The 22,154-nt window shown below is 54.3% G+C and carries 25 protein-coding genes; 18 read left to right on the forward strand and 7 right to left on the reverse strand.

Annotated elements, in window-relative coordinates; all coding sequences use genetic code 11:
* Positions 1 to 37: 37 nt before the first annotated feature.
* Positions 38 to 358: a hypothetical protein gene (locus ACWICV_RS10595; protein ID WP_400291447.1), complete on the reverse strand. Its 321-nt coding sequence runs from the start codon at positions 356 to 358 to the stop codon at positions 38 to 40.
* Between the two features lie 157 nt (positions 359 to 515).
* On the opposite strand from ACWICV_RS10595, the gene ACWICV_RS10600 reads away from it, so the two are divergent.
* Entirely contained in the window at positions 516 to 1,235 is a 720-nt protein-coding gene (locus tag ACWICV_RS10600) for a M50 family metallopeptidase (RefSeq protein WP_400291445.1), read from the forward strand.
* Here the strand turns inward: ACWICV_RS10600 and ACWICV_RS10605 are convergent.
* On the reverse strand, positions 1,227 to 2,453 hold the full coding sequence (locus ACWICV_RS10605) for a YihY/virulence factor BrkB family protein (protein WP_454090995.1): 1,227 nt from the start codon (positions 2,451 to 2,453) through the stop codon (positions 1,227 to 1,229). The two genes, ACWICV_RS10600 and ACWICV_RS10605, sit on opposite strands and share 9 nt — an antisense overlap.
* 571 nt (positions 2,454 to 3,024) lie before the next feature.
* On the opposite strand from ACWICV_RS10605, the gene ACWICV_RS10610 reads away from it, so the two are divergent.
* The 8 genes from ACWICV_RS10610 to ACWICV_RS10645 all read left to right on the forward strand — a co-directional run bounded on the left by ACWICV_RS10610 (position 3,025) and on the right by ACWICV_RS10645 (position 11,360).
* The gene (locus ACWICV_RS10610) at positions 3,025 to 3,768 is read left to right on the forward strand and encodes a transglycosylase family protein (protein ID WP_400291442.1); all 744 of its coding nucleotides are present in this window, start codon (positions 3,025 to 3,027) and stop codon (positions 3,766 to 3,768) included.
* 371 nt (positions 3,769 to 4,139) lie between these two features.
* Positions 4,140 to 5,498: a CoA transferase gene (locus ACWICV_RS10615; RefSeq protein WP_400291440.1), complete on the forward strand. Its 1,359-nt coding sequence runs from the start codon at positions 4,140 to 4,142 to the stop codon at positions 5,496 to 5,498.
* A gap of 202 nt (positions 5,499 to 5,700) precedes the next feature.
* Positions 5,701 to 6,951 (forward strand): beta/alpha barrel domain-containing protein, encoded by a 1,251-nt coding sequence (locus ACWICV_RS10620; RefSeq protein WP_400291439.1) that lies wholly within the window; start codon positions 5,701 to 5,703, stop codon positions 6,949 to 6,951.
* A complete protein-coding gene (locus ACWICV_RS10625; RefSeq protein ID WP_400291438.1) occupies positions 6,948 to 7,886 on the forward strand; it encodes a ketopantoate reductase family protein in 939 nt (312 codons plus the stop codon). Before ACWICV_RS10620 ends, ACWICV_RS10625 begins: the two co-directional genes overlap by 4 nt.
* Positions 7,880 to 8,842 (forward strand): AEC family transporter, encoded by a 963-nt coding sequence (locus ACWICV_RS10630; RefSeq protein WP_400291436.1) that lies wholly within the window; start codon positions 7,880 to 7,882, stop codon positions 8,840 to 8,842. The genes ACWICV_RS10625 and ACWICV_RS10630 overlap by 7 nt, the downstream gene beginning before the upstream one ends.
* Before the next feature lie 498 nt (positions 8,843 to 9,340).
* Entirely contained in the window at positions 9,341 to 10,093 is a 753-nt protein-coding gene (locus tag ACWICV_RS10635; RefSeq protein WP_454090996.1) for a DNA/RNA non-specific endonuclease, read from the forward strand.
* A 163-nt stretch (positions 10,094 to 10,256) separates the two neighbouring features.
* Entirely contained in the window at positions 10,257 to 10,478 is a 222-nt protein-coding gene (locus ACWICV_RS10640) for a PadR family transcriptional regulator (RefSeq protein WP_400400568.1), read from the forward strand.
* 546 nt (positions 10,479 to 11,024) lie between these two features.
* The gene (locus tag ACWICV_RS10645) at positions 11,025 to 11,360 is read left to right on the forward strand and encodes a hypothetical protein (RefSeq protein WP_400291432.1); all 336 of its coding nucleotides are present in this window, start codon (positions 11,025 to 11,027) and stop codon (positions 11,358 to 11,360) included.
* 460 nt (positions 11,361 to 11,820) lie between these two features.
* On the opposite strand, the gene ACWICV_RS10650 is transcribed toward ACWICV_RS10645, so the two are convergent.
* Positions 11,821 to 12,501 (reverse strand): hypothetical protein, encoded by a 681-nt coding sequence (locus ACWICV_RS10650; protein ID WP_400291431.1) that lies wholly within the window; start codon positions 12,499 to 12,501, stop codon positions 11,821 to 11,823.
* 1,008 nt (positions 12,502 to 13,509) lie between these two features.
* On the opposite strand from ACWICV_RS10650, the gene ACWICV_RS10655 reads away from it, so the two are divergent.
* Together ACWICV_RS10655 and ACWICV_RS10660 are read left to right on the forward strand one after the other, a co-directional pair.
* Positions 13,510 to 14,133 carry a nucleotidyltransferase domain-containing protein gene (locus ACWICV_RS10655; protein WP_400291429.1) on the forward strand — a complete coding sequence of 208 codons (624 nt, stop codon included), beginning with the start codon at positions 13,510 to 13,512 and terminating at the stop codon, positions 14,131 to 14,133.
* Positions 14,134 to 14,844: 711 nt separating this feature from the next.
* Positions 14,845 to 15,147, forward strand: coding sequence for a hypothetical protein (locus ACWICV_RS10660; RefSeq protein WP_013350251.1), 303 nt, complete (start codon positions 14,845 to 14,847; stop codon positions 15,145 to 15,147).
* A 61-nt stretch (positions 15,148 to 15,208) separates the two neighbouring features.
* On the opposite strand, the gene ACWICV_RS10665 is transcribed toward ACWICV_RS10660, so the two are convergent.
* The gene (locus tag ACWICV_RS10665) at positions 15,209 to 15,856 is read right to left on the reverse strand and encodes a hypothetical protein (RefSeq protein ID WP_400291427.1); all 648 of its coding nucleotides are present in this window, start codon (positions 15,854 to 15,856) and stop codon (positions 15,209 to 15,211) included.
* Positions 15,857 to 16,206: 350 nt separating this feature from the next.
* On the opposite strand from ACWICV_RS10665, the gene ACWICV_RS10670 reads away from it, so the two are divergent.
* The 7 genes from ACWICV_RS10670 (at position 16,207) to ACWICV_RS10700 (ending at position 19,828) form a co-directional block, all read left to right on the forward strand.
* Positions 16,207 to 16,959, forward strand: a complete 753-nt coding sequence (locus ACWICV_RS10670; RefSeq protein WP_454090997.1) for a phosphotransferase — start codon at positions 16,207 to 16,209, stop codon at positions 16,957 to 16,959.
* 333 nt (positions 16,960 to 17,292) lie between these two features.
* Entirely contained in the window at positions 17,293 to 17,514 is a 222-nt protein-coding gene (locus ACWICV_RS10675; protein WP_400291423.1) for a hypothetical protein, read from the forward strand.
* A 258-nt stretch (positions 17,515 to 17,772) separates the two neighbouring features.
* A complete protein-coding gene (locus tag ACWICV_RS10680; protein WP_400291421.1) occupies positions 17,773 to 18,144 on the forward strand; it encodes a GNAT family N-acetyltransferase in 372 nt (123 codons plus the stop codon).
* 100 nt (positions 18,145 to 18,244) lie between these two features.
* Positions 18,245 to 18,658 carry a hypothetical protein gene (locus ACWICV_RS10685; RefSeq protein ID WP_400291419.1) on the forward strand — a complete coding sequence of 138 codons (414 nt, stop codon included), beginning with the start codon at positions 18,245 to 18,247 and terminating at the stop codon, positions 18,656 to 18,658.
* Complete coding sequence (locus tag ACWICV_RS10690) at positions 18,658 to 18,975, forward strand: transcriptional regulator (protein ID WP_400291417.1); 318 nt, start codon at positions 18,658 to 18,660, stop codon at positions 18,973 to 18,975. The genes ACWICV_RS10685 and ACWICV_RS10690 overlap by 1 nt, the downstream gene beginning before the upstream one ends.
* A gap of 139 nt (positions 18,976 to 19,114) precedes the next feature.
* Positions 19,115 to 19,411, forward strand: a complete 297-nt coding sequence (locus tag ACWICV_RS10695) for a hypothetical protein (RefSeq protein WP_400291415.1) — start codon at positions 19,115 to 19,117, stop codon at positions 19,409 to 19,411.
* 114 nt (positions 19,412 to 19,525) lie between these two features.
* On the forward strand, positions 19,526 to 19,828 hold the full coding sequence (locus ACWICV_RS10700) for a hypothetical protein (RefSeq protein ID WP_400291413.1): 303 nt from the start codon (positions 19,526 to 19,528) through the stop codon (positions 19,826 to 19,828).
* A 515-nt stretch (positions 19,829 to 20,343) separates the two neighbouring features.
* On the opposite strand, the gene ACWICV_RS10705 is transcribed toward ACWICV_RS10700, so the two are convergent.
* The 3 genes from ACWICV_RS10705 to ACWICV_RS10715 form a co-directional block, all read right to left on the reverse strand.
* On the reverse strand, positions 20,344 to 20,760 hold the full coding sequence (locus ACWICV_RS10705; protein ID WP_454090998.1) for a hypothetical protein: 417 nt from the start codon (positions 20,758 to 20,760) through the stop codon (positions 20,344 to 20,346).
* Positions 20,761 to 20,905: 145 nt separating this feature from the next.
* Positions 20,906 to 21,505, reverse strand: a complete 600-nt coding sequence (locus ACWICV_RS10710; protein ID WP_454090999.1) for a hypothetical protein — start codon at positions 21,503 to 21,505, stop codon at positions 20,906 to 20,908.
* Between the two features lie 63 nt (positions 21,506 to 21,568).
* Positions 21,569 to 21,937: a hypothetical protein gene (locus tag ACWICV_RS10715; protein ID WP_133833155.1), complete on the reverse strand. Its 369-nt coding sequence runs from the start codon at positions 21,935 to 21,937 to the stop codon at positions 21,569 to 21,571.
* Positions 21,938 to 22,154 lie beyond the last annotated feature (217 nt).

The following is a 22,154-nucleotide window of genomic DNA, read 5'->3' on the forward strand; positions in this document are numbered from 1 at the left end:
ACGTAGCACCAGACCCCGACAGATTCGCTGATGCCGCTTAGGACAGCTCGTCCTTGTTCTTCTTGGAGCCGCCAAGAACGAGCGAGAGAATGGCAACGCCGGCAGTCACCGAGTTCACCGCTGGCCACGCACCGATTTTCTTGGCCAGCGGATGCGAAGCGCCGAAGCCTCCGAGATAGGCGCTGATCAAGGCAATGGCTTTAGCCGTTCCAGCATCTTTCTTCCAAAGCAGGAAGGCGCCGGCACCTGCAGCACCGAGCACAACGGCAGCCAGCGGGCGCTTCTTGGTGGCACGACCGGTAGCGTAACCGCCCACTAAACCGGTGGTGGCCAAGGCGGTTGAAACGATGCGAGACATGAGACTCCTCCAGATATACGGCACAGTGTTCCGCTTTGCAGACTATGCCCGTCACCTGTGATGTTTCCCAGAAAGTCGGGAAATGCACTCGCCGGTCACTTTGTGGCCGGTGGGGCTTGCAAGAATGAGTAATACCGAACGCCGATGAGGAGCAGGAATGAATCTAGATATTGCCCAGGCCTGGGAGCGGCTCTCGCAGCCGGTGAACGTGGCCCTGAACCAGTGGCAGTGGCTGATCGTTGCGTTCTTGATCCTGCTATTGGTGGTCCCTCGTCCGGTCTGGCGGATCACCGGCTTGTACTCCACGCTGATTCATGAGCTCGGCCATATCATCGCGGCCTTATTCACGGGCAGATACGTGGCTGGCTTGCGGCTGGGCTGGGATCATTCCGGAGAAGTGCGGAGCATTGGACGGGGCAAGATTTCTGTCATCATCTCCGGGATTTTCGGGTACCCCGCACCGATATGGGTTTCAGCTTTGATGCTGTGGGGCATATCCACGGACTATTCCGGGCGGGCGCTCGGCATCTACGCGTTGCTGTTCCTGCTGGCGCTGATCTTTGTCCGAAATTGGCCGGCCTTTATTGTGTGCACTATTAGTGCACTCGTGGCATTGGCAGTAGTCTTCTTTGCGCCGGTCGAAGCGTACCTGTACCTGGCTTGGCTTATCGCCGGGTTCTTGCTGCTGGCTGGCCTAAAAGACTTCGTCAAGCTTCTTTCGGTACATGTTTGGAGACGCCACGATATCGCCCAGTCCGATGCGTACCTGATCGCCGAGGCTACCCGGACCTTCGCCTCATTGTGGGTTGTGGTGATTCTTGTTCTGGGTTCCGGCGGCCTGTGGTGGGCACTGCAGAGCTTATCGGGACTATTCTGAGCCCCTGCGCAGATCGCGTTTGGTTTTCATGCGGCTAGCGGTCCAGGCCGCCACGGCAATCAGCCCCATGGGGAGCAGCTTCGTCTTGCGCTTCGGCTTCGTGGATGGATCCCTCTCCATATCTTGCAGCGGGTCGCCACCGTGCTTGATACGGATTTCCTGGGCCTGGACGAGATCCTTGTATGTTGCCAATTCCTGCTTGGCTACCAAAGTGTCATCACGCAGTGGAAGAAGTACGTCATCTATGGCAGGAATGCCCGTGCGAAGCTGGCGGAGGCGGATGAATTCGATGTCCACCAAGGCTCCGAGGAGCAAAGCGATGTTGCTGATCCAGCAAGCAAGAATCAAGATGATCACGCCGCCAATGGTTCCGTAGGTGGCGGAGTAGCTGGCGAACTGCGAAACATAAATACTGAAACCGAATACCGACAGTCCCAGGATCACCAGAGCTGTCAGTGTGCCGGGCGAGAACCAGCGGAATTTCGTTGGCTTGACGTTGGGGGTGAAGTAGTAAAGCAAGGCTAGAACCAGGAGCAGCATAATGAGCATCAATGGCGGCTTGGCGATATTCAGCACGAGTACAAAGCTGTCGCCCATGCCAATAATATTGCCGATTCCGCGGGCGACGGAGCCAGAAGCGAGCAGCAGCACCAGGGTCACGACGGCAACCAGCATGATCAGCACCGTAATCAGGAACATCTGAGGACGGCGCTTCCACTGGGGGCGGCCTTCCGGTGCCCCGTACAGCCGGTTCAACGCGCGGCTGAATGCCGTGACATATCCAGAAGTACTCCACAGTGCGCCGAGTGAACCGGCCAGGATTGCCCAGAACGTTCCGCTAGCTTGGGATGCCAAGCCAGCGAGCAACTGTTCGGCCGTGTCGAGTAATTGCTGGGAGTCGCTACTTGCAGATTGTCCGTTCGGGGCGAGGCTCTGCTCTAGCAGCTCCATGATCCATTTGGTGCCGCTTTCGCTGGCGCCGGCCAAAGACAGGAGCGAGATCAATGCCAGTAATCCGGGGAACATGGCAAGAACCATGAAATAGGACAGGGAAGCTGCAACGTCTAGTCCATCGTTGCGAAAGAATTCCCGCAGGGCTCGGGGGTAGCAGGTCAAGGATTCCATGAATCGGTCTTTGCTTGTGCTGCCTTGTACTGGCATTGAGTTCCCCTGTCTGACTGATGAAATCGAACCTACAGCGCTGGCTTCTTGAAACAAATTACCTCAGGGCAATTCAGCTGTCCTGTCGCTTGAACGTCGCGGTGTGTCCATCGCCCGGGAGGCCTTGCAGGTGGCAGCGAGGAAAAGGCCGTCTGCCGGAGAAATATTGCCCCTTCGGATTGCCCGACGCCTTGGGTTTAGGATGCAGCTATTCCAGCTTTGGCGAAAACGGAATGCAACCTTGAAGGGAGCTGGGCACGACCCAGAAGCGAATTGCAAGCTATATCACAGCGAGCTGGATAATCTCCACTTTTGGAAAGTAACATTTTCGTTGCTTGATATGGGGATCATGGTGATTTTCCGACCCGATTCAAATTTTTTTTCTGACCAATTGACCTGTATTTACGGGGTTTCTGACCGTTTCCTGAGTTGCGAGGGTGGTGGGTTGGTGCGTTATGGTCATTCATAACGTTTCGATAACACTCGCAGTGTTATGGGGAAACAGGTACTGCCGGGACTTCCAAACCACTCACCAGGGCAGTATTTAATCAAAGTCGAAATGCGACGCTGAGTGGTGCACGAGGATGGTCTAGGAAGACCTGAGCGCGGGAAGAGCAACTGGAGAATCATGATCCAGCAGAAGACCAAGAACTTGATCCGCCGCGGTGGAGCCTCGCTGGCCGCCGTTGCAGTTGCCGGCACCGCAATCGTTGCAGCTTCCGCACCAGCTAATGCCGCAGGCACCTGGGACAAGCTGGCTCAGTGCGAGTCCGGTGGCAACTGGTCCATCAACACCGGCAATGGCTACTACGGTGGCCTGCAGTTCTCGCTGTCCACTTGGAAGGCCTTTGGCGGTTCGGGCATGCCTCACCAGGCTTCGAAGGCCGAGCAGATTCGCGTTGCAACCAAGGTCCAGGCATCCCAGGGTTGGGGCGCATGGCCAGCATGTACCGCAAAGCTGGGCATTAGCGGTTCCCCTTCGGGTTCCGCGACTCCGCAGAAGCAGGCTCCTCAGCAGCAGGCAGCACCAAAGCAGCAGGCCGCTCCTAAGCAGCAGGCAGCACCTAAGCAGCAGGCAGCTCCGGTCCAGAAGCAGGCTCCCAAGCAGCAGGCAGCTCCGGTCCAGAAGCAGGCTCCCAAGCAGCAGGCAGCTCCAAAGCACGCTGCTCCAGCTCCAAAGGCACCAGTGTTCAACATTGACGTGACCGATTCGGGCAAGGACTACACCGTCAAGTCCGGCGACACCTTGGCTAAGGTTGCCGACCAGCTTGGCGTCAAGGACTGGCGTGGCCTGTTCGTCTTGAATGACGACCAGTTGAGCAACCCAGACCTGATCATGGTCGGGCAGACCCTGAACGTTCCAGCGAACTAATTCCGCAGAGCTTCAGATAACCCGCGTCGTGTATTTTTACGCGACGCGGGTTTTCCGTTTACCGACTGCCTGGATCGAAGTGGTGATTTTCCGCGTATAGGCTGAGGTTCATGCTGCATTCCGAAGATGAGCGCGTGGCCGAGGGCCATATCCTGGGTTCGGGGTTTACCGCGCACCGATTGCTCGAGACGGCAGGTGATTGCCCTGTTACTGGGCCCGCGGTTTGGTGGGCAGGTCTTTTGAACGCGGAGAAGCTCGCAGCTCGATCCGTTGGCTTGGTGTGCTCCGCCCTTGATGATCTTGCCGCTGCCTCACCATGGCTCGCCACGGCGACGCCGGATATCGCAGCGGCCTTCGCGTCCTCTGCCCACTTGCGCATCGCGGGGCAGAAACCACAAGGTTTTGCTCGATATTCGGGATTCTACCGAACGGCCGACGGCTGGATCAGAACCCACGCGAATTACCCTCACCATGAACGCGCGCTCCACTCTGCATTGGGAACATCTTCGGGGATTGACATCGCCGACGCAGTGGCAAGCCTTTGTGCCCACGATGCCCAAGAACGCATCGTCGCCGCTGGTGGAATAGCCGCGCAGGTGCGATCCCGTCAACAGTGGCTCAGCTCGGCAGAGGGCCAAGCGGCCGGCAGCGGGCACTGGGCTCAATTCCGCATGCGCCCAACAGGTTCGGCTCCGGTCTGGAAATTTGACCCGCGTGCAGCAATGCCCCTTCGAGGGTTGAAGGTTCTGGATCTCACACGGGTTATCGCTGGCCCCACCGCAACCAGGACGCTGGCAGCCCTTGGCGCACAGGTCTTGCGCGTGGATGGGCCGCTGCTCCCCGAATTGCCTTGGCAATATGTTGATACCGGATTCGGCAAGCGCAGCACGCTGCTGGATTTGAAAAACGCAGCAGGGCAGGCGCGGATCCACGAACTGCTGCAGGATGCTGATGCCGTCCTCTTGGGCTATCGCCCCGGGGCTTTGGCCAAGGCAGGGCTTGGCGGGGATGAATTAGCCCAGCGGTACCCGCAGCTCGTTGTTGCTGAATTAGGTGCGTGGGGCTTCGAAGGACCCTGGGCCCAACGGCGCGGGTTCGACAGTATCGTGCAAGCTGCCACCGGCATCTCGGAGGCTTACCGTGGTAACGGGCAATCACCGGGCGCATTGCCGGTGCAGGCTTTGGACCACGCCACTGGCTACGGGCTCGCTGCTGCCGTCATCGCTTTGGTTCGGGCGCGCAGTGTCCAAGGGCGTACCGGGTCGGTGCGATTCTCCTTGGCTCGGACCGCTCATGCGCTGTTCGCCTTCGACGCCCCGCAACGCCCCGCTCAATTCGACGGTGGCGTGCGGCTGAAGCGGGTGGAAAGTACTTTCGGCACCCTTGAGTACCACGCTGCCATCCCAATCTCGGTGGCAAGGGACCTACCGTCGGCGTTCCTATTTGCTTCCATTGTCCTGGCGAGGTGGCTCCGAGCTGGACGGGTGCAGTGTGTCTTTATCCTCCTGGACTACCAGGAACCCTTGTTCATCCAGTGGGCTTTTCACTACTTGATCCCTTGTAGCTGCATCTCATGGGAGGAGACATGCCATCACGGTGTTGGCCAGGTGATTTTCCGGCAGTACTTCCCCAGGTGTCCAAAATTTTTTTGTCCAACCCGCAACGGGGGGCTTGCACTCACCGTCTATACAATCCTGATTCTACGCTTGCAGATGGAAATCATTGTCTGACAGAGCACTTATGCAAAGAGAATGTTCTGAAGTGAATCATCTGTACATCTACTGGGTCCTTTGTGGCCGATTATGAAGAGAAGCAGCACAAATCAAAATTTCACACTCTGGTTATTTGCTTCCACCATTTGAAATTTAATGTTGTGATGGTGGAGACCCCTACTAGGGGCATCATCAAACTTCATTCCAGGAGACTCACACTATGGCACTAAAGCTGCCTGCGGGGCATACCCCTAGATACGAAAATTTTGAAATCGCCGGAGTTTCGGATGAAACGATCCGTGAGGGCCTTGAACGAGCCCTCTTCGGCGCAACTGATGAGCGAAAACTACAGCTCGTCGAAGCCTTGTCGGATGCTGGTATCCGCGACATCGACATGGGCTCAGGCATCCAGGAACCAAAGTTCCTGCTGCGCTGCCTAGACGCACAGCAGTACTTTGGCCGCATCCATCCGGACACGAAATTTGTTTTCAACCTGACACTGAAGTCTTGGGAACCAATTTCTCACCTTCTGGCCAAGCTTCCCACGGATTACCTCTCGCAGATCCAAGTTTCATTGGGAATGGTCGAGTTCCACGAAGAAGAAGACCTCCTCACCAAAGTCCACGGCCGCTTGAGCGAAATCGGAGTAGGATCATTCCGATCGAGCATTTTGAACGCCTTCTCGACTCACATCGAAGAAGAACGGTACGAGTTCATCAGCCGCCAAATCCGACGAGTCAGCGAACTCGGTATTGATCTCGTCCGTGTGAATGATTCCATCGGTTCCTTGATTCCCGACGCAACCGCCATTCTGGCAGCAAATCTGACCCGTGATTTCCCTGCCACCAACTTCTACCTTCACTCTCATGATGATCGCGGTCTGGGGCTAGCAAATTCTCTGGCATCAATTTTCAACGGTTTCCAGATTGTCGAAGGCGGTGTCGCAGGCTTCGGTAACCGTGCTGGACTGGCAAACCTCGAAGTTTTGAGCAAGATCTTCGAAGAACGCGGCATCACAGTCAAGGGAACTCCCCTCGATACCCAGAAACTAATTAAGGTCGCTTCCCTGGCAGAAGAAACTTTCTTGGTTGCGCCATCGGTTTACCGCCCTGTGAGCGGCATTTTGACTGAGGAAGAAAACGCGGGAATTGTCAATGTGCCCGACTTCTTGGACATCGAACGCTCGGTTCGTTACTTCCTCAATCCAGTCGGTCTATTCCCCGACACGATCGAACAGATCCTCATTAATGCCGGGTTCCCACAGGAACAACTTACTGATCCTGGATTCGTTCAAGCCATCATTGATCGCCTGAACGATAAACTGCAGAACCACCTCTACCCCCAGAAAGAGGCGCAGTACGCGAAGGTCATGCAGACTATCCATGACCTACATAGCGATGTTGTCCGCCTCGACGAGGTCCAGAGCGTGGCAATGGAACTGCTTCAGGAACGAGTTGAGGTCAAAGCATGAAAATCGGTGTTGTAGGAGCCGGGGGCGTCGGCGCATACTTTGCAGCAGTGCTGACGCGCGCCGGGCATGAGGTACATATTGTCGCCACTGAACGCCACATCGAACCTGTTCGTCTCAAGGGTTTGCAGGTAACGACAGGGGACGGCATTTCGGGGTTTACTGTGCAACCAGCAAGCATCACCACAGACGCTGCTCAGATTGGTGAATGCGATGCTGTGATCATGGCTAGCAAAGCGGGGCAAGTAAAAGATGTCCTGAGCACAGCATCGGCACTTATCGGTCAAGACACTGCTGTATTACCCCTTCAGAATGGTGTGACTGCCTCCCAGCAAATCACGGAGGCAGTAGGTGAAGGTCATGCTTTGGGCGGTGTTTGCATGATCATCTCGTACCTAGTCGAGCCAGGTATCGTGCACCATGTCGGAGGTCAACCAGCGATTACTCTCGGAGAATTGGACGGCAGCGTAACCAACCGAGTGCGCGACCTTGAAATTGCCCTGATCGAAGCACACGTTCAAGCCATAATTTCGACGGATATCGTGACAGACATGTGGCGAAAATTCATGCTGATCACATCATATGGCGGCGTTGGCGCGCTGTCACGTGAACCAGTCGGCCGCACCCGAACCAACGAGCTTAGCCGAAGCCTTGTCCAGGATGCGATGAGGGAGGTCGCCCGGCTTTCAACTGTTGCCGGCGCCACACTTGACGAATCAGATGTAGCCAAGATGATGGATCAGTACGATGCTTTCAAGCCGGATAGCACTGCCTCGATGCAGCGTGACTTGGCCGCGGGCCGACCTTCAGAAATCGAAGAGCAAAGCGGCGCTGTAGTCCGTATCGCAGCTGCGCACGCAGTAGAGGTGCCAATACACAACACCATCTATCGTGCATTGAAACTACTTGATGGAGCTAACGAACTCATCTCATGCTAGTTAATGTTCTTCTCAGTGTTCTGCCGCTGTTCCTTATTATGCTCATTGGCTTCTTCGCTAGTCGTTCAGCAAAGTTCGGGACAGGGGCAGAACCTGCCATCAGCGCCTTTGTTTTCTATATCGCGCTTCCTGCACTACTTTTCAAAGTCGTCGCTGAAGCACCACTGGACGATGGCATCCCACCGGCATTTCCAATAATTGTCATTGTTTCCTGCACGATATTCGCTGTCTTCAACATCTTGATCAGCAGGTTATTACTACGGCAAAACAAGCCCAAAGCGCTTCAGTATGCGCTGAGTTCCGGTTACGGAAACGTCGCCTACCTAGGTGTGCCAGTTGTTATCGGACTCGTGGGATCACAAGCGGGACTGGCCGCCGGAATCGGCCAATTGACCCACAACCTATACTTCATGCTGCTCTACCCGGTGCTGTTCCCACTGCTAGCCGGGCGACAATCCCGCGGATCCAATGGCGCAAAAATAAAAGCAGCAGTCGATAAAGCGATTCTCAAGAATCCTGTGGTTTGGGGAATTGTTGCTGGCCTACTAGTAGCTTTGGCGAAAATCGAACTTCCAGCTCCGGTTGTGCAGACAACTGACTTACTCGCCGGGGCAGCAGCGCCAGGTGCACTCTTTGCCATCGGTCTCACGCTGAGTCGAACTGTTAAATCGTTGAATGAAGGACGAATTTCAGTCCTACCGCTGATCACGGGCACGGCCAGTAAACTGTTAGCACTTCCGCTCATCACGGTCGCTATCGCAGCGCTTCTTCCCCCAATGTCAGGAGATTGGTATCAGGCTCTGATTTTGATGGCCGCCATGCCGACCTCCGCCACCGCCTTCATATTGGCGCAAGCAGAGGATGAGAACTCGGAAGCTACGGCCACGACTATAGTTCTTACTTCAGGATTAGCGATCATTACTATCCCGGTGATTTCAATGCTTTTCTTGGCGTAGTTCGAACGGTAGCTGCTGGTAGATGATGACCACCTATGCAGGCAAGTTTCGGTGTTATGGAAGCACCACAAGTTGTTGTTCAGGCTGTATCAATATGTGGTGTCCGTTATTTGCCGCCTGATGGGGACATACCGTGTGCTGTGCCTGAAGCCGGCCGGTAGCTGCTGCGTGCTGTTTGGGTTTCTGGCGGGATAAGAATCAGGGGTGCGGAAATTGTCACGCGCGTCTATCTGGCCAAGGCTGATAACGGTTGATCTGTTTTTATGTATTTCATGCTCGAGGATTGCTTAGCGTTGAACATACTATGACGTTTACAAGTTCCTTAAATGCGGGCACTGGCAGGCCATAGGCTGGACTCAAGGCACCTTGAACGTACTCTCACGAGCATTAACGAAAGGGGTAATCACCTTGTCAGCCAGTAGCCATCAGATCCTTGTTTCGGTTCATCGCACTGGGTATGCCCCGGACTTCCTGGGAACTAGCGTAGCGTTGCCGCTCTTGGACACTGAGGCTTCACAAGACGCGGTGCTGTGGGACGGGTCAAACGTCATTCCTTATACCCACTTTTCCCTGTCACTGAGCAAGTCCCGCCGGTTGGCGCGCTGGGTTGCCTGGAACATCGACGGTGCTTCAACCAAACGATTGAGCCGTTCGGGCATTGATTTCGCCAAGGGCCCTAGGCTGCCTGAAGGGTTTCAATCAGGCAATGAGCTGTATCAAGGCAATCGGCTGGATCGTGGACATATTGCTCGTCGTGCGGATCTGGTGTGGGGTGAGGTCACGGATGCGCAGCAAGCTAATGAGGATTCCTTTTTCTACACGAACATCGCGCCGCGAATGGATGACTTCAACCAGAGCAGCCAAGAGGGGATTTGGGGTCAGCTAGAAAATGCGCTCTACGAGCAAGTTGATGTTGAAGAGCTCAAGGTGAGTGTCTTTGGCGGGCCGGTCTTCCAGCATGGCGACCAGGTGTATCGCGGCGTTGGTCTGCCTTCGGAGTACTGGAAACTCATTGCTTTCAAGGAGGGCGGCGTGCTGAAAGCACGAGCTTTTCTCTTAACCCAAGATCTTGATCAGTTGCGGGCTGCACTTGCCTTTGATGAGTTCAGGGTCTATCAGGTCTCGGTGGGGGAGTTAGAGCGGCACACACGGTTGGCATTCGCAGAGACGCTGCATCTTACTGATAATCGTGTTGTTGTGCGGGCCGAGGAAATGGTTCCGCTGAACTCGACCGTCGATATTACTTGGTGATGGTAATTCTGAAGTTTGATGAGAGGTTCAGGTTGACCATCTAAATCTACATAGGTAGCACGAGGGTATGGAACGTTTGACGAGGCGCACCCCTGCAACAGCTGCTGTTGTTGGTGCGCTCATGGAATCACCTGAGGCGATCTGGGGTCTTCAGATTGTGAAGATGACCGGGTTGAAGACGGGAACGGTTTACCCGATTCTGGAACGCTTGGAGGATGCTGGCTGGATTACGAGCGAGTGGGATACGGATCTGTCTCGCAAGGGGCCCCGCCGGCGGTACTTTAAGTTGGAAGCGGAGGCTGTTGCGTATGCCCAGGAGTACGTCTCTACCCAGAGGCCGAAGCCCGTTGTGGGTGCTGGTTTTCAATCCAGGAAACTCGCATGAGTCAGACGTTGCTAGTACGAGCGCTTTTTCGACTGTCGCTTTTCGTGACCCCTGCGCATCTGCGGCAGGCGCGTTCTGAGCAATGGAGGGCGGATCTTCGGGATTGCAGCGAGTTGGATATCCCGTCGGCTGACGTCGTCACCGGAGCTCTTGTGGCCGGCACTCGTTTGAGAATTGCGCATGGATTCGCTTCACTGTCCGTCCCCACCCCACTCAAAGAGGAAAAGCAATGAAAATTCTGTTACCGACTGCCCTTGTTGCTGCCGTACTGGTACTCGGAGGAGTTGCGGGAGCTTCAGCAATCTCGAATCACGAGGTTACGCAGATCACTGTCCCCGCCGGAATGATTCAAGAGAATGCTCGAACCACCCCATCTGATCCGATGATTATTGATGGCGTAGAGGTTTTAGGAGGGGGCGAAGTAGCGCCTACGTACCAGGGCGAATAATTGACTTGGCAACAACTTGCCTCACACCTTAAATCTACATAGCATGAGATCGACGTATGTTGTATGCGTTGACCTCTCGCTATTTTCAAAGACCTTTCATGAAACGAGCCACATTAGCTGCGAAGGCCGATCGAGGAGCATTCAAGGGTCAAGCGTACAGCGAACTGGACAAGCTCATGATGCTGATCGGTGCACTGACCCGACGCGCGGTACTCGTCTCCAACGTAGAAATAATGGACTTCAACGGCGACGGAACCGACGCAGTAGCCTACTCAGAGGTTGAAGCGGAACCGCTCACCCTCGAAGGTCGGCTAAACGGCAAGAACCCGTGGCGCGCCAAGGACATTGAGCACTGCGAAGAATCCAGCATCGAAGTGCAGAGCATCGCGGTCTGGTGGTCAGGCGTCGCAATTGCGACACCTGACCGCCAGTGAAGTAAATTTCTGCGCGTTCCATATTGATCATTCAATATCCGAAGAAACAGCTCTACTGTAAACATGCTTGCTCGATGTCTTCGGAAATTTCTGCGAAGACGCATCGACGGTGCGTCATGCTGATCTTCGGGAAGAAACAGCACCCTCAACAAGAACCAAGATGCGTTCGTCAGAGTCGGCCATTTCGATAGCCTCTTCAATGTGAACTGAGAACAACCTCCATCGCCCGTCATCCTCAGAATCAGCTCTTGGATCCCATAGTGGAGGGTGGGCAAAAGCTGAGACGTGTCTAATAATTGCAGACGGACTGTCCGCAAATTCAAAGCTCCGACTGCCATTATCAACTGTGATGAGCACATGTGGCTTGTCTGATCGGTTAGTGCTAGATACAACCGCATAGCCCTCTAGTACCTGAGCCAACCTTTCAAGTACAACTACGAGACTGTCAGTCATCACAATCTCACTTTGTACTCTTAGGGATGACGGTAATTACACGACCATCGCGCGCGTCAGCGGCAATATCTGGATAATTGGTGTAGATAGTTTTGCCATCGTATTTCTTAAGCTGAACGATTCCACGAATATTGATAGTTCCGTTGGAAGGTCTCGGCGAGACACGGTAAGGGTTTTTTACCGTAGTTTCCATGGTGAAATCTACGAAATCTCTCCAGTTCGCTCCTACCATTGCAGCTAGAGGGGCCCATCGCTTCTGCTGATCCGCACCCAGCATGTGTCGGTATCCCCAGCCGCTCGTGCCACATCTCAGGACAACATTGTTCCGAATCGGTGTAGTAGGAACAAACACCCGAACCGTCTTTTGGACGTCTTTAGACCAGTTGGAGTGGCAGGCCGCCCAGGTTTTAGCCTGGTAGCCTCTTGCCGCAGTATTGAACTGATACGGTTCAACCTTCTCACCGTTCACCCAGAGACTCAAAGAGCCTTTTTCGACTTCTTCATGGAGTACTTCGGCTTGTTTGATCGTGAGATCGCCCTCTTTGGAAACCGCTTGAAGAATTTCAGAATTCTTCGAAGTAGCTGAGTCCTCTAACGACGTCACCGCTTGAGCCGGCAACGCCGAAAATAGCAGCACACCGGTGGTGGCAATCGCGATGTTTGCCCGTGTTTTCCAGCTCTTCTTCATTGTCCTCCATCGAAGGTAACCAATCGAGTTTGCCGACGAAAATACGGTATTACATAAATTGATCAAAGACTACCCATTCGAGAAATAAAAATATCTTCTGTCAACTCAAATGAACAAGCCAACTGTCGTTCCATTCCTTCATCTCGGCCAGGCTGGTCCTGCGTGAAAGGACGCGCCACAGGCACGATCCCCTTTGATGACCCACGGGTCGTGGATGGGTTCGGGAAACTCGCCCGCTGCAGCTTCAGATGTTTTTCCACGCGTTTTCCATCTCACCGCAAGCGTAAGCAACGCGGGTTGGGAAACTGACCCCTGTTCAGTTCGAGGCTAGAATGATCGAGCCTGTCGCTCTGGCAGCATAAACCTTGGTGTCAACTAAACCTTCAGCAGACCCCTTCCCTATCGATTCGGTACGCATTCCGGGTGGCTTGAGGCGGCTTTGGATACCGGTGCTGCTGTCGTTGTTCCCGACTGCGGGTAGTACATGGGCCAGCATCCGTCGGTAACCCCATACTGATGGGATGGCGACGACATTGACTAGACGTCGCTGGAAAACGCGGTGAAGGACCAATTAGCGTTGTCCTGCGTACCAGGAATGAACTCAGGGGAGCGCAAGGGACAGCGAATGGCCTTGGCGGAAGCGCATCAGCGAATCTACTCGAATTTGCTAGCGAGATAACAACCTGCTCCCTAGCCCAACGACTACCGTTCTGGTGCCTAATGGGGGTAGATGCTATGTTTTCGGCAAGCAATTCGGTGCTTAACCAGAATTGCTCAAAGGGAGTCCTTGTCGTCGATGCTCCTTCATCCCTCTGCGTCTTTACCGCGGAATCTGGCTCGGGTTTGGGTCTCGGCGCTATTTGGGAAGATCAGAATAAGTCCCTAACGTTCAGGATGTGTTCATACCTGAGCGTGCACTCTCGTGCGCATAGGTATTTTTATGTCAATACAAGTACACTTTCGTGTAATAGTGCAAAAGAGTATTTTATGCCGACGAAGGAGGCCTCTATGCGGTTGCAGAACCCGTTCTCCGCCTTGAGCTCAACGGGAATGGACTCTCAAGTCCTCACGGTCCTGGCTCGGAGCGAGCAATACCTGACGATTCCCGCTATCCATCGATTGCTACCCGAGGAGGGTTCCTCAACAGGGGTGCGCAAGGCCCTCTCCCGATTGGTGGAACAGGGGGTCATTCTCGAGCAGGTGACGGGCAGGACCCACGCATATGCACTGAATCGGGAGCACCTACTGGCAGATGTCATCTTGAAAATCGCCAATTCCAGAAGGGAGCTGACCTCACGAATCCAAGATGCCATCAAGCGTTGGCCGGTCAAACCTGTAACAGCGAAGATCTTCGGTTCGGCAGCCCGAGGAGAGATGCGGTCGGGCAGCGACATCGACATTCTTATTGTGATGCCCGATGAAACACCAGACGGTCTGGATGACGAGTTGGCCGGAACCCTGGCTGGTCAAGTCACACGTTGGACGGGCAATGACGTGCGGCCGTTGCTCTATCGCGCCGCCGAGGTGAAGGCAGCCCCGATATTTGACTCCATTATCAAGGAAGGCGTGGATATTGCGGGGGACCCGGGGTGGCTGCGGCGGGCGGCGCGTAGGCATAAAATTTCTTCATGACTCCTAAGCGCGACAGCATTAAGACAGTGGATGCCGGGAAAGCTGAGAGGCAGGGCCGACTGAACAAGGCTCAGCAATTCCTTCAGTCTGCGGATGACCTACGTGGGTTTTACGAGGACGACTCGGTCGTGGCTGACACCGCAGTGACCTTGTACGTGCATGCGGGGATTGCAAGCCGTCGCCCAAGCCCTGGCAACGCTACAGGTCGCGATCAACGCGACCTGCTGGATGGAAACCCTACCCGAAGCCGAATCAACCGCGACGAAACCAGGGCATCGCGGTTAAGCCTCCTGCCCACCTGTGCACAGCAAAAGCCAAATCGCTGCGCTGCTTTTCCTGCACCCACGTGGACAGCAGGAACCAAACGACCTCCCGCACACAAGCCACAAGCTGCGGTACCTGAGTTCTCCTTCGACGGCGGATCGTGGCCCGTGCATGGCCTCTGATAAGCGAATATCACTTGCCAGGCCACGAGGAACACCTATCATGGGCACATCATCTTAAAGGAGTAAGACCACGTGGAGGTATCAGAGTTAACCCTTGGCGCTGCTGGGGTTCGTATGATGCTAACTGTGAGAAAGCTCTAACAATGACAGTTCGTGGCGAAAAAAGATCCTTGGGTCCATCGCAATCGTAACCTGTCGGAATTCATTATCAGAGATCTTCGCTACCGTAACTAGATTGTTTGCTTGGAGGACTTAGGATTATTCTATGGAGACATTTAAGCGTCAAAGGTATGTTGATTACCTAGTGAACGAACGTGGGTATGAAGCTCGCCTAACTCCGTGGGGAATCTATATCGAATATCCCAATTTTGACGATAATGGCACGGCGGTCGTCAAATGGAGGGTTACGGAAAATGAACTTGCCGGTTTGAACGGGATTAGAATGCCGCGAGGCTTTACCGGCGGCGAACAGTATGCGTTCTCGGAGTTGATAGCAGCTCTTCATACTTTCACTGGTTCACGGGGAACCATGTACGGGGCAAGTATGAGAATAGAAGCAGAAGACTGAGAAGGGCTATGGCGCACATGCGCCATAGCCCTTCTTGTTAGAACTTACCAGCGAAGCTTGATTATTTACCGCAAGCTCGGTTCACACTGTCGGGATGAGATGTGATGAGACGGGAATTTGTGGCTGAAACTGATGCCGTGACGCCGACTTTTTTTATGATCCGCCCACGGGAATCTCGAAGTTCATAAACCCCACCGTACCGAATAGTTTTATTGCCGCTTTGGTATTTCTTTAGGCATGACCATTTTAAGGCTTCGTTTGTTGCCCAATCCGCGAAGTCCCTCCAGTTCGCACCTAAGGATTCCGCCTGGTTGTTCCAGTCGTTCATGTGGCCAGCTTTGATATGCCGATAGCCCCAACCGATATTTTTACCTTTGACGACTTTGTTTGTGCCACAACGTAGATAGGCTGTACGTCCCGAGACCCCTTTAACCGTTTGCCTACTGAAAGTTCTGACGAGCTTTTCGTTCTTATCGAAAACGCCACAGGGTGACCAGTATGCTGCGGGTTGCGCGACCCCTAACTTCTGTTCAATGTTGTCAAAGTAGAACCGTTCTCCACTTTCCCCGACAGCATAGGCTGGGACTGCCTGTGTTTCTACGAAATTTTCTGGCTCCATCTGGGCTGCATTAGCTGGCGCGCTCAGCAACGAGCTACCTAGCAGAAGAGCGCCGAGAGCAATTAAAGTGATTTTTTTCAAAAGTTTCACCCATCGATCTGTTAGTTGCCTTAGTCAATCATATTGATCAGCTTATACTGAGCTTTAACATTTAATCCGTATTTGACGAGGTATTGAGCGCAATTAAAAAATTTTGAACAGTCGATGCTTTGAGTAGTGTAGATGATTCAAAAACGACCGTTTTTGGCGTCCGTTTAAGGCCCCTTCACCGGGCATTTTCTCGGGCGGGGTATATGGGAATCTGAAATCGTTGAAAACTCGGAGTTTCGAAAAATTAACAAGTCAACGGATCGAGTGTCCCGTATGGCGACCGGCTTGCGGGACGTCCCCGTGGAGCTTCCCTCTGCGGAGCGGCAAGGCGTGAGCGCTAGGCTTGTGGGATGGAAGAGGTTCACCTGGCTGGAGGCAACGCCACCGATGGCGTGGTGCGCGTCGGCTCCACGGTACGTAAACCGTGGTCGGCAGCCACTCAGAGTGTGCTCGCATATATGAGGGCTGTGCGCAACGCAGGCGTCGATGTGCCCGCGGTATATGGGCAAGACGCCCAGGGACGACAAGTGACAGAGTTTGTCCCCGGTTGCCTTGCCATGGACTCGGGGCCATTATCGCTCTCAGAGCTTTCCCGGATAGGTCGCCTGGTGCGCACTATCCATGATGCCAGTGCGGCCTATGAGCCGGACTTCGGATCAACTTGGATCACACACATTCCGGCGCCCGGGGCCGACCTGATCTGCCACAACGATCTGGCCCCGTGGAATCTCCTCATCGGAGACCGATGGGTGTTCATCGATTGGGACGCGGCCGCACCTAGTACACGCCTATGGGATCTCGCATACGCCGCGCAGTCCTTCACGCTAAACGACGCATCGGCCGACCCTCATATGGCCGCACAAGCACTGGCAGCCTTCATTGACGGCTACGACGCCGACGAAGAGCTCCGGGCAGCGCTGCCCTCTACGATGTGGCAACGGACAACAGCTATGCACGAACTGCTCAAAAATTCCCATGCCAGGGGAATCGAACCGTGGGGGACGATGTTCACGACTGGCCACGGTGACCACTGGAACACCGTGACCCAGTTCGTGAGGAACAACGAGTCCCTTTGGCTCGAAGCGATCCGGACTGTTCGATAGACCTTCGTCTTATGGGAATGGAACAGCAGTTCCCGAAGGAAATCTAGTGGGTGGCGCTAAGGTGATCACATGATGACAGTTATTTCAGCCCCCGGTGATCTCGTTGTCGCAACCAATGATGGCGTGGGCGTACGGTTTGCCGGCATCGAGTCGATTGCAGATGTTCCGATCGTTTCCGCCGAATGACTGGGAAGAGAGGGCCTAAGGATCTACTTTCAAGGGATTCGCAGCCATGAGACGTGGCAACGCGACGTTCGCTACGAAGAACAACTGGTGCAATGGGCAGACCTGAGGAATCGTGATGGGGCGGAAGCTGCGGGAGACGCGCCTTCAATGCCCGGCCAGCTCGTTCTTGGACCGGTTGGAGCGGTCATCTCGGACGACGTGGGAACCACATATCGATTGAGTGCCGGACAGGTCGCCGGTAGCGCGACGGGGTGGGAGTCCACCTGGGTATATCTTCCCGAGCCTCCGAAGGCGGCGCAGATCCTCACCCTTGAATTCACCCTCGATGATGAACTAACCGGCAAGACATGCCAAGTACGACTGGACTGACTCCGAAATTGCCCGTTTAGGGTTCCTCAACGGGCGGTTCAGAGTGCGCGATCTCGCCTTGCCGCAGGGCCGAGAGGACAAATAGAAGCGCTTATTTTTGAAGATACTCTCCATCAACATCCGAAGCTCCGATAGGTTTGTGGCATGAATAACCTTTCGATTCGCATAGCCACCCTTGATGATGTTCGGGCTATCCGGTCTATTGGGATTCTTACATGGCCAGCAACATACCTTAGTTTCACGAGCCCGGATTTCGTCATGGATAATCTCAATACATGGTGGTCACACGACTCGGTCAGTGCTTCAATCACTGATGATACGACGTACGTTGCTCTGCAGAATGGCGAAGCCGTTGGCACTCTAACGGTCGGGCAGTTTGAGGGCGAACCTGTTATATGGAAAATTTATGTGTTGCCGGAATCCCATGGCCACGGCATCGGCACCAAACTGATGAACACAGCATTGGATGCTTTCGGCCGCACGCACGATCTAAGGATCGAGTTCGTGAAAGGCAACTCGCCGGCTCAGGCATTCTATGAACGGCGTGGCTTCAGATTCGATTTCGAAGAAAAAATGGCGGAGGGGGTGGCTACAGTCTGGCTTCGGCGACCAACTGGCCGGGTCATCTGAGGACTTGAAACGTTCCCACAGAGGGTTTCTCTTACGAGATCTCTCGCGGGGCATTCGATTTACGTCTATGAATTCACTTTACAAGATGTAAACTGTCTTTATGGCCGATCCAACAAATGCAACTAATTCACTCGACGCAGCCGACAGTGCACAGCAACGCGCCCTTGCCGACGTAAGTTGGTTCCCATGGGCATGTCTTCTCTTGGGGTTGGTAGTTATTCCCGGTGGAATCGTCGTTCCGTGGGGTCTGCCTGCTCGGCTCTACGTCGTCGGTTTTTCTTTGGCCTTGATACTCGGCTTTACTTGGTTTATCGGAAGAATGCGGGCCACGCCACGTGGCGGCAGGAACGCCCTGAACATATCGGTCGGTTGCTGGTTCGTTCTCAATGCGGTTATCGGTGCACTCGGTAGCACCGTTCAAAGCTTCTGGCTAGGCATGGCGCTTTCTGTTGTTGCCTCGACACCATTCTTCATGGCAGCGGCGAAGTTCCGCTCAGGCGCAAAGGCCACCTGATGACCCATGCGAGATTTGAGTTGGATGTTCTCATCCACTCACCCGTTCGTTTTTCTATCATGGGTTATCTGCGGTCCGTCGATGAATGTGAGTTCAACATCCTGCGTGATGCCGTGGATCTCTCCGACTCCAGTCTTTCCCAGAACCTCACACGTCTTGCAGATGCGGGTTTCATAACTATTGACAAACGCCAATCAGGCCGCAGGGTTAAGACTTGGATTGCCAGCACAGACGAAGGCGATCAAGCACTCAAACACAACTTGGAAGTGCTCCGAAACATAGCGGGCGCTGCACACAAGAAACGCACAAACACATAATCCCCGCTACAAAAAGTGGACGTGCCCCAACGTCCACCATCGATTGATGCCCCTGACCCGTTTAGGGTTCCGTATATGAGAGCCAATTGGGTTCGCTACCGTTGTCGATTAAATCCTTCGCTTTCATAGAGAATGAAGTATGAAAGATGGATTCTATTTCGATCTCGTGGATTACTCTGACGTCACAAATGACTCCGCAGGGATATATGCAGTTGTTTGCCACCTGTGGGAGATCACGGACAGCATGCCGGAGGTGAGAGAGCCCAATATTCTCGATGAAGCAACAACACGCGTGCAAGCGTTGGGAATGATACCAACTGTTATCGGTCTCCCAGGGTGGCAGGGAAGATTAGATAATCCAGCAACGTCTCTCGCCTGGTTTTTCAACAGCGGGTTTTACGTATTCGAACTAGATAACGGCGTGATGCAGTCTTGACGGTTGGCCGTTCTTTTTTCCTTGCTGCGATGCAAGTGTCCCAGTCAAGGTTCGTCTTAAGGGACAGGTCGAGAATTCCTGCATGATTACCCTCGAACGGGATAGATTGTGAGCATGAGTGAAGAAAAAATCAAGGCAACTCTCGTGGATCCTCGATACGTCAGTCAGGAAAATACAGATCCCGTGTATCGGGTAGATTTCTGGGACGAAAATTGCGCCAGCTATGAGAACCGCATTGAAAATGCAGAAAGCATCGTCGATGTCCTCGCATGGGCAGAAGCAAACCGCCACGGCCGCTATGCCGTGGTCTGGGTCGAATACATCTATGAAGGTGGAACTGGCATGGTTCGGCTTCACGGGTGGGAACCAACAGGGCCGGGCTCGCCTTCTGCCAGTGACCCTTATTTTCGGCAGTAATCAGGCACGGACTGCAGAATGTGGCGGACAAAACGCATTCCATGCCATTAAGATGGCCGCTAAGCATTCCTCTGCTGGAAGCGCACGTAGCGTTTTTTAGCGCTGCGATCCGAACGTCAATTGTTCATAGCCCTCGCAGGTTTAACCGGCATTGGGGTTGCTTCCAAGGAGACGTACAAGAGATGCTTTTCGCGGAGCACCGAACGGCTTCTCGGGCTCGGAGTCCATTTCTGCGAACAGTTCGAAGGACCGCCCATTTGCGTGTTCCTCCACCCAACCGAGCGCCTCAGATACGTCCTGCACCTCAACCAGTACAAAAGCATCTAAGTTCCAGCCGTACCCAGGACGAGGTTGTTCCCAAAAATTGACTCGATAACGGGGTGAATCATCCGAGTCACGTGGTTCCGCGTGAACTGTTTCTATGGCGCGCATGGGACCAATATACAAGCATGCACCAGTACGCTACTGGGAAATCCTGTCACTCTAGTTGCCTGCCATCGACCATGGATACTTTTCTACAGATAGGGAACCACACAGTGGTTTCTACCTAGTCGCCATTCCAGGCCATCCACATCGATTATGACGAGAGGAATAAGATCCTTTCGAAACATGCGTTTGCGCTGTTCGACGTGAGCTCCTCCTTCAAGATAGATGCGGGTAGCAATGCACAGTCTTCGAAGGTCATCTTCTTTATCCTCTTGCACGTCCCCATAGCCGAACATAGTTGCGCCTACCCTCAACTCGGGAATCCAGACATCCACCCACTCATAAGTGGCCCGGAAAATGGCTGCGCGTTCAGTTCCTAACGTGGACTTCACTTGGATAACGTGCAGATACCCGTCGTCTAGAGAATCCTCGGGTTTTACGATGAAATTCTGGTCAAAGGTTTGAGCAGTAATTCGGTAGAGCATGGTTTCGATGTCAATGGTCACGCTCAAAGCCTCTCACGCAATGCGTAGGATTCCTTACCTTGCAAAAACAGGATTCCATACTTTCCAGAACTGATCGTATTTGGTGTCCCAGTCAAGGTTACTGCTGCGGGCGCTTTCCCTCCGTCTCGTTGGTTCGCCGCCCCCCCTAGTGGTAGAAGGGCACTTTTTGATTCGGCTCGACACGGACGATGTCAAGACGTGGTTCGGTCAGTAGCGGGTCGATCAGCGCCTTTTCAGCCCCGATGCCAGCCCAATGGGGATCAACGTCTGAGGTGATGCACCAAGACTGGTCCGAAGGCCAGATGAACGCAGGGTGCGGCATGGTGTGACCCGTTTCAGTCTGCCACGAGTCTTCGATCGCACCGGATACGAAGTCCTGCAGCGAGACCCTGCACAGGTAGTACTCACGGTTCGGGACCACCACATGGGACGTGCGCAGTACCCGATCGGGGAACGAGTCACCACCCCAACCGTCCCATATCAGCAGGTATCCCTCGGTGGACGAGCTGGTGGGCTGCAGTAACGTCCCCACCGTGATGCGGAGCTGATCATTGTCTGAGAGGGTGTCATTCCAGCGCGCAGCATCATTTTCGGGCTGACCCTCGTAGGTTGGATTGGGGATGAATCGCAGCCGCGCATACGCCGGGAATCCCGGCGGGCCCAGCGTCACCAGATTCCACCAGTGCTCAACGCCGGTCGTGATCCATTTTGCGGCCTCTTGGTCGCTGCAAGGAAATAACATCACCCCTCCATTCTCCTGCCCGACAGTCTAACGACTAGGGGATGCCCATTCCCGTTAGCCGTTCGGTTACCGGGACTGCTCGTCTCTGGCTTTCTGCCCTTCAGGCAGGATATCGAGCATGATGTACATCAGATTGCACTCGTGGCCTTCCCCGGGAGGCGGATTCTTCAGCTCGTGCTCCAACCGAGTGCGGAGCGCATCACCGGTCTCGGGCCACGGCACAAAACTTGTAGGTCCGGTGTATCTCCCGAGCTGGGCATACCCCTTGGCGCACAGGGCCAAGGCAGATCCTGTGGCCTCTGCAATGGCCTCGTCCTCCGTCAGGACGCTTCCCTTGGCTTCGTTGATGATCCCCATGATGTGGAGGAAAAGGACCCAGTCGTCTTCACCGTTTTCGATGATCTCAAGTTCGATGTCGTTCAGCGGATCAGCCATGGAGCCTCATCGACTCGCGGCTAAATGGAAGGACCCTTCTCATTCGCGTTCCCCTTTGCCTGGTCATTTCGATCACCGCAACCTGCACCGAGCCGTCCTGGATCAGTTGAAGGAGAGTCTACCCATCCCGGAGGACCGTCTTAGAAGAAGATCCTCCGAATCCCGTTCTCGGTGCGGATGGCCGGCCAACGAAATGTCCGGTGAAGGTTCCTCATAC

The organism is Glutamicibacter sp. NPDC055354 (assembly GCF_053644955.1).